This window comes from Shewanella sp. 11B5, from assembly GCF_002836795.1.
Lineage (GTDB): Bacteria > Pseudomonadota > Gammaproteobacteria > Enterobacterales > Shewanellaceae > Shewanella > Shewanella frigidimarina.
This window is the reverse complement of sequence record NZ_PJAP01000502.1, coordinates 1-5,855: the sequence shown is the minus strand read 5'-3', so window position 1 is coordinate 5,855 and position 5,855 is coordinate 1. Positions and strand designations below refer to the sequence as shown.

The following is a 5,855-nucleotide window of genomic DNA, read 5'->3' as shown; positions in this document are numbered from 1 at the left end:
TAGCAAAGTGAACCGTAGTGAGCCAATCGCTGCCTGCAATGTCTGGAAACCATTTTCGATCTTCTTCAGTGGGGGTTTCGCAGATACGTCTGATATCGATAAACATCGCAAAACCTAAAGCATAGGGGTTTATGCCACTATAATGTGGACTATTATAGGCAGGCTGCGCGACCACCGCGGTGTGATTCTGCAAAATTCCAACATGAAACGGTCGGTGACTTTGCCAGTATCATATAATCGATTGAGGATGGTGTAATGCCAAAAAGTTGCCCAGCCTTCGTTCATTACTTGGGTTTGCTTTTGTGGGTAAAAATACTGCGCCATCTTACGTACTATACGGACTAATTCACGTTGCCAAGGTGCTAATAATGGTGCGTTTTTTTCAATAAAATATAAAATATTTTCTTGAGGTTCACTAGGAAAAACGACTGTCGTTTCAGGGTTGTCTTTTGGTGGCGATGTCGGCAGAGTTCGCCATAAGTCATTCACTTGGCTTTGTAAATAATCTTCACGCTCTTGTTGTCTTGCTTGTTCTTCTTTTAGTGACACTTCAGCTGGACGTTTGTAGCGGTCTACACCGTAATTCATTAATGCATGGCAAGAGTCTAAGGTCAGTTCAACTTGTTCTACACCATAACGTAACTCACATTCACGGATATAATTCTTAGCAAAAACTAAATAATCTATAATCGAACTCGCATCGGTCCAGGTGTTAAATAAATAGTTATTTTTAAAAAAACTATTGTGGCCATAACAAGCGTGGGCCATGACCAATGCTTGCATCGTAATGGTATTTTCTTCCATTAAGTAGGCAATACATGGGTCGGAATTGATCACAATTTCATACGCCAACCCCATTTGGCCGCGCTTGTAGCCTTGTTCTGTTTGAATAAATCGTTTGCCAAATGACCAGTGAGTGTAACCAATGGGCATTCCTATTCCTGCATAGGCATCCATCATTTGTTCCGCGGTAATAATTTCAATTTGATTCGGGTAAGTATCAAGTTTAAAGAAAGCTGCGGCCTGTTCAATTTCATGTTGATATTGTTGCAGTAAATCAAATGTCCACTCGGGACCATCATCTAACGGCTTACGGTTAAGTTGAACCATGATAGCCTCCTATATAGCTTGTTTTTTAAAGAGTTCACGGAAAACGGGATAGATATCTTCAACTTGGTGAATTTGCTGTACCGCAATGTTGTCAAACTGCTGTTGTAACTGTTCATATTGATGCCACAAGGTTTGATGCGCCCGATGGCTGATTTCGATGTAACTGAAATAGCGTACTTTGGGGAGAATATGTTTTGCTAATATCTCATGGCAAATAGGAGAGTCGTCGGACCAATTATCGCCATCAGAAGCTTGCGCGGCATAAATATTCCACTCATTGTCAGGGTAACGAGCTTGTTGTATTTCGTGCATTAGTTTTAATGCGCTTGATACTATGGTTCCGCCAGTTTCTTGTGAGTAAAAAAATTCGTGTTCATCGACTTCTTTTGCTTGTGTATGGTGGCGAATGTACACAACCTCGAGGTTTTGATAACTGCGGGTCAGAAATAGATACAATAGAATATAAAAACGTTTAGCCATGTCTTTGGTGGCTTGATCCATTGACCCTGACACATCCATTAAGCAGAACATCACCGCTTGACTAGAAGGGACTTCACGTTTTGCATAGTTGTTATAGCGTAAATCAAAGGTATCGATAAAAGGCACTTTAGCGATTTGTTGCTTAAGCACAATTATCTGCTCTTTGATGGCTATAATGCGCTCGGCCTTAGCGCCAGGAGTATTTTCTAATACTGTAAGTTCAGCTTCCAATGTCTGTAATGCTTTTTTCTTGCCGCCGCTCATGGCAATGCGTCTAGCAAGTGATGAGCGCAGTGATCTGACAATATTGATATTGGCGGGCACGCCATCATTGGTGAAACCTGCACGATAAGTTTGATACTCAACCAATTTATTAAGGCGGTTTTTCTGTAAGTTTGGCAGTTCGAGATCTTCAAACAACAATGCTAAATATTCATCTTTTGAGATAGTAAATACAAAATCGTCATCACCTTCGCCACTATTTGATGCATCGCCTTGACCAGCGCCTCCATGTCCGCCCTTAGGTCGTTGGATTTGGTCGCCACGATTAAATTGATCATTACCTGGGTGAACTCTGTCCCTTATGCCACCTTGTCCTTGTCTAAATACAGGCTCACTGAGATCCCGTTTGGGAATAGTAATCTGTTCACCTTTATCAATATCAGTGACACTTCGACGTGTTACCGCATCACCGACAGCTTTTTTAATTTGTTTTTTATAACGTTCAATAAAACGCTGCCGATTAACTGTGCTTTTTCCTTTTGCATTGAGTCGTCTATCAATAAAATTTGCCATACGCTGCTCCCAAGTCTTATTTTTGGAAGCGCCTTTGCCAGTGGCGCTACCAACATTGGGTTTCTACGAAGATTTACGCACTCGTAAATACCATTCTGACAATAGTCTGACTTGTTTTTTGGTGTAGCCTTTTTCCATCATGCGATTAACAAAGTCGTCATGCTTACGCTGATCGTCATTCGATGTTTTGCCATTAAACGAAATCACAGGCAGTAAATCTTCAGTGTTGGAAAACATTTTTTTCTCAATCACTGTGCGTAATTTCTCATAGCTAGTCCACAGAGGATTATTACCTTCATTATTGGCTCGAGCACGTAAGACAAAGTTAACAATTTCATTGCGGAAATCTTTTGGATTACTGATCCCCGCTGGTTTTTCAATTTTCTCCAATTCAGCATTTAAGGCACCACGATCAAAAAGTTGTCCTGTTTCTGGATCGCGATATTCTTGATCTTGGATCCAAAAATCTGCATAGGTAACATATCGGTCGAAAATATTTTGTCCGTATTCAGAATACGACTCAAGGTAAGCTGTTTGGATCTCTTTACCGATAAACTCAACATATTTAGGGATTAAATAACCTTTAAGAAACTCTAAATATTTCTCACTTATATCGTTAGGAAATTGTTCTTGTTCAATTTGCTTTTCGAGTACATAAAATAAGTGGACTGGGTTTGCGGCTATTTCTGCACTGTCAAAATTAAATACACGTGACAAAATCTTGAATGCAAAGCGGGTCGATAGCCCTTGCATGCCTTCATCTACGCCAGCATAGTCACGATATTCTTGGTAGGATTTTGCTTTTGGATCGGTGTCTTTTAAGCTTTCACCGTTATAGACGCGCATTTTTGAATAAATAGAGGAGTTTTCGGGCACTTTTAACCGTGATAACACGCTAAATTGTGCCAGGGTTTCTAAGGTGCCAGGTGCACAAGATGCCGTCGATAGTTCAGAATTGGCTAATAGTTTTTGGTAAATTTCCATTTCTTCAGATACCCGTAAACAGTAGGGCACTTTGACGATATAGACGCGATCTAAAAATGCTTCGTTGTTTTTATTATTCCTAAACGCGGACCATTCAGACTCATTCGAATGGGCCAAAATAATACCGTTGTACGGCAAGGCTGACAGGCCTTCAGTACCGTTGTAATTGCCTTCCTGAGTCGCAGTTAATAATGGGTGAAGTACCTTAATGGGTGCTTTAAACATTTCAACAAACTCCATTAATCCTTGGTTTGCACGACATAACGCACCTGAGTAAGCATAAGCATCGGCATCATCTTGAGAAAAATGCTCTAACTGACGAATATCAACTTTACCCACCAAAGCAGAAATATCTTGGTTATTTTCATCTCCAGGTTCTGTTTTAGCAATACCGATTTGATCGAGCACCGATGGGTACACTTTAACAACTCTGAATTTTGATATATCACCACCATATTGGTGTAAACGTTTTACAGTCCATGGTGACATAATCGTTTTGATATAACGACTTGGGATGTTGTATTCGTTTTTGAGTAGTTCACTGTCTTCTTCAGGATCAAACAGACAAAATGGGTGGTCGTTGACAGGACTGCGAATGCCATCGGCAGTTAATATGTAAATCGGTACTTGCTGCATTAATGCTTTGAGTTTTTCGGCCAACGATGATTTACCGCCACCGACAGGACCTAAGAGATATAATATTTGCTTTGACTCTTCAAGGCCTTGAGCTGAATGTGTTAAGTAGGCCACGATTTGTTCAATCGCATCTTCCATGCCATAAAAATCTTTAAATGCGGGATACTGTGCAATAACACGATTAGAAAAAATCCGACTTAAAATTGGATTTTTTGCAGTGTCAATAATCTGCGGTTCACCAATGGCCATGAGTAACCGTTCAGCCGCAGACACATAAGCACTTCTGTCTTGTTTACAGATGTCGAGGAATTGCTCTAAGGTATATTCTTCATCGCGTTTTTTCTCATAACGTTGTTGATAGTGTTCAAAAATGCCCATAGTAACCCCCTCAAAACGTACCGTTGTATGACTTAAAAAGCCTGAGTGATTAATGCGATGGTCAAGAATGTAATGTTATATCTGTTAGCGCAATATTAGGCTTTAAGACTAAAGTGTAGGACAGGAAAAATAACTTGGCTAAGTTTTAGTGAAAAATAAATCAAATAAAAACAACAACAAACAGTAGCATTTGCAATAGTTGCAAAAATAGTGCGATGACCGACTGCGTACTTTAGGCGGATAAAATGATAAAAAAGGAGCCAAAAGGCTCCTTATGTTTTTGCCATTAATCGAAATTAAGCAGCAAAGTTCTTGTTAACAAATTCCCAGTTAACAAGCTGCCAGAAGTGAGCTAAATACTCTGGACGTGCGTTACGGTAATCAACGTAGTAAGCATGTTCCCATACGTCTACAGTTAATAGAATCGTAACAGACTCATCTGTTAACGGTGTAGCAGCATTGCTAGTGTTAACAATAGCTAATGAACCATCAGCTTTTTTCACTAACCATGTCCAAGCGCTACCAAAGTTATTTACTGCAGAATCAGTAAATTTAGCTTTGAATTCTTCAAAAGAACCAAATGAAGCATTGATAGCAGCAGCGATATCGCCAGTTGCTTCGCCGCCAGCATTAGGTGCTAAGCAATTCCAGTAAAAAGTGTGGTTCCAAACTTGAGCCGCGTTGTTGAACATACCGCCAGTTGAAGTTTTAACAACTTCTTCTAGTGTTTTGCCAGCAAACTCAGTTCCTTCAACTAAACCGTTTAGTTTTACCACATATGTGTTGTGATGCTTACCATAATGGAACTCAATGGTTTCTTGAGAAATGTGTGGTTCAAGTGCGTTCTTTGCATAAGGTAATGCTGGTAGTTCGAAAGCCATTAGTATCTCTCCATGGATTCAGGTTATCGTTTTTGTTTACCAATCAGGTAACATTGCTCTACTGCTATTGTACTGATTATTTTTGTGATGTGAATCATTGTTTAAGGAATTATGTGGATTGCAGTAATCGATTTTATTGATTTTAAATAAACCCTACAAACTGTGGCATTTTGTTCTTTGTCTAGGTGTCGTACAATAGGCACAATGTGTTCAGTCGTCGTACTTAGGAAATCAAATGGAAACTGTAGAAAAGATTAAACAGCAAATTAGCGAAAACCCAATTATTGTGTACATGAAAGGTTCACCTAAATTACCAAGCTGTGGATTTTCATCTCAAGTTGCTCAAGTGATGATCAACTGTGGTGAACAATTTGCATTCGTGGATATTTTACAGCATCCAGATATTCGTGCTGAATTACCAAAATTCGCTAACTGGCCAACATTCCCACAATTATGGGTTGAAGGCGAGTTGATTGGTGGTTGTGACATTATCACTGAAATGTTCCAAAAAGGTGAACTTCAACCTATCATTAAAGCGACTGCTGACAAATTCCGTACAGAAGACGCTGCAGAGTAATTGCAGAAGATTAA

At 39.7% G+C, this 5,855-nt stretch carries 4 protein-coding genes and 1 pseudogene; 1 reads left to right on the top strand and 4 read right to left on the bottom strand.

Annotated features, from left to right (window positions below):
* The 4 genes and pseudogenes from CXF78_RS11795 to sodB form a co-directional block, all read right to left on the bottom strand.
* A pseudogene (locus CXF78_RS11795) lies at nt 1-1,110 on the bottom strand (SpoVR family protein); the annotation flags it as partial.
* A gap of 9 nt (nt 1,111-1,119) precedes the next feature.
* A complete protein-coding gene (locus CXF78_RS11790; protein WP_102036895.1) occupies nt 1,120-2,385 on the bottom strand; it encodes a YeaH/YhbH family protein in 1,266 nt (421 codons plus the stop codon).
* 63 nt (nt 2,386-2,448) lie between these two features.
* The gene (locus CXF78_RS11785) at nt 2,449-4,383 is read right to left on the bottom strand and encodes a PrkA family serine protein kinase (protein ID WP_102036894.1); all 1,935 of its coding nucleotides are present in this window, start codon (nt 4,381-4,383) and stop codon (nt 2,449-2,451) included.
* 296 nt (nt 4,384-4,679) lie between these two features.
* Nucleotides 4,680-5,264 carry a superoxide dismutase [Fe] gene (gene sodB / locus CXF78_RS11780; protein ID WP_011637213.1) on the bottom strand — a complete coding sequence of 195 codons (585 nt, stop codon included), beginning with the start codon at nt 5,262-5,264 and terminating at the stop codon, nt 4,680-4,682.
* 235 nt (nt 5,265-5,499) lie between these two features.
* Here sodB and grxD point away from each other — a divergent pair, with 235 nt between their 5' ends.
* Nucleotides 5,500-5,841 carry a Grx4 family monothiol glutaredoxin gene (gene grxD, locus CXF78_RS11775; RefSeq protein WP_011637214.1) on the top strand — a complete coding sequence of 114 codons (342 nt, stop codon included), beginning with the start codon at nt 5,500-5,502 and terminating at the stop codon, nt 5,839-5,841.
* The last annotated feature ends 14 nt before the right edge of the window (nt 5,842-5,855 follow it).

Coding starts and splice junctions, on each gene's coding strand:
- sodB (WP_011637213.1), bottom strand. CDS start 5,264: ATGGCTTTCGAACTACCAGCATTACCTTATGCAAAGAACGCACTTGAA.
- CXF78_RS11790 (WP_102036895.1), bottom strand. CDS start 2,385: ATGGCAAATTTTATTGATAGACGACTCAATGCAAAAGGAAAAAGCACA.
- grxD (WP_011637214.1), top strand. CDS start 5,500: ATGGAAACTGTAGAAAAGATTAAACAGCAAATTAGCGAAAACCCAATT.
- CXF78_RS11785 (WP_102036894.1), bottom strand. CDS start 4,383: ATGGGCATTTTTGAACACTATCAACAACGTTATGAGAAAAAACGCGAT.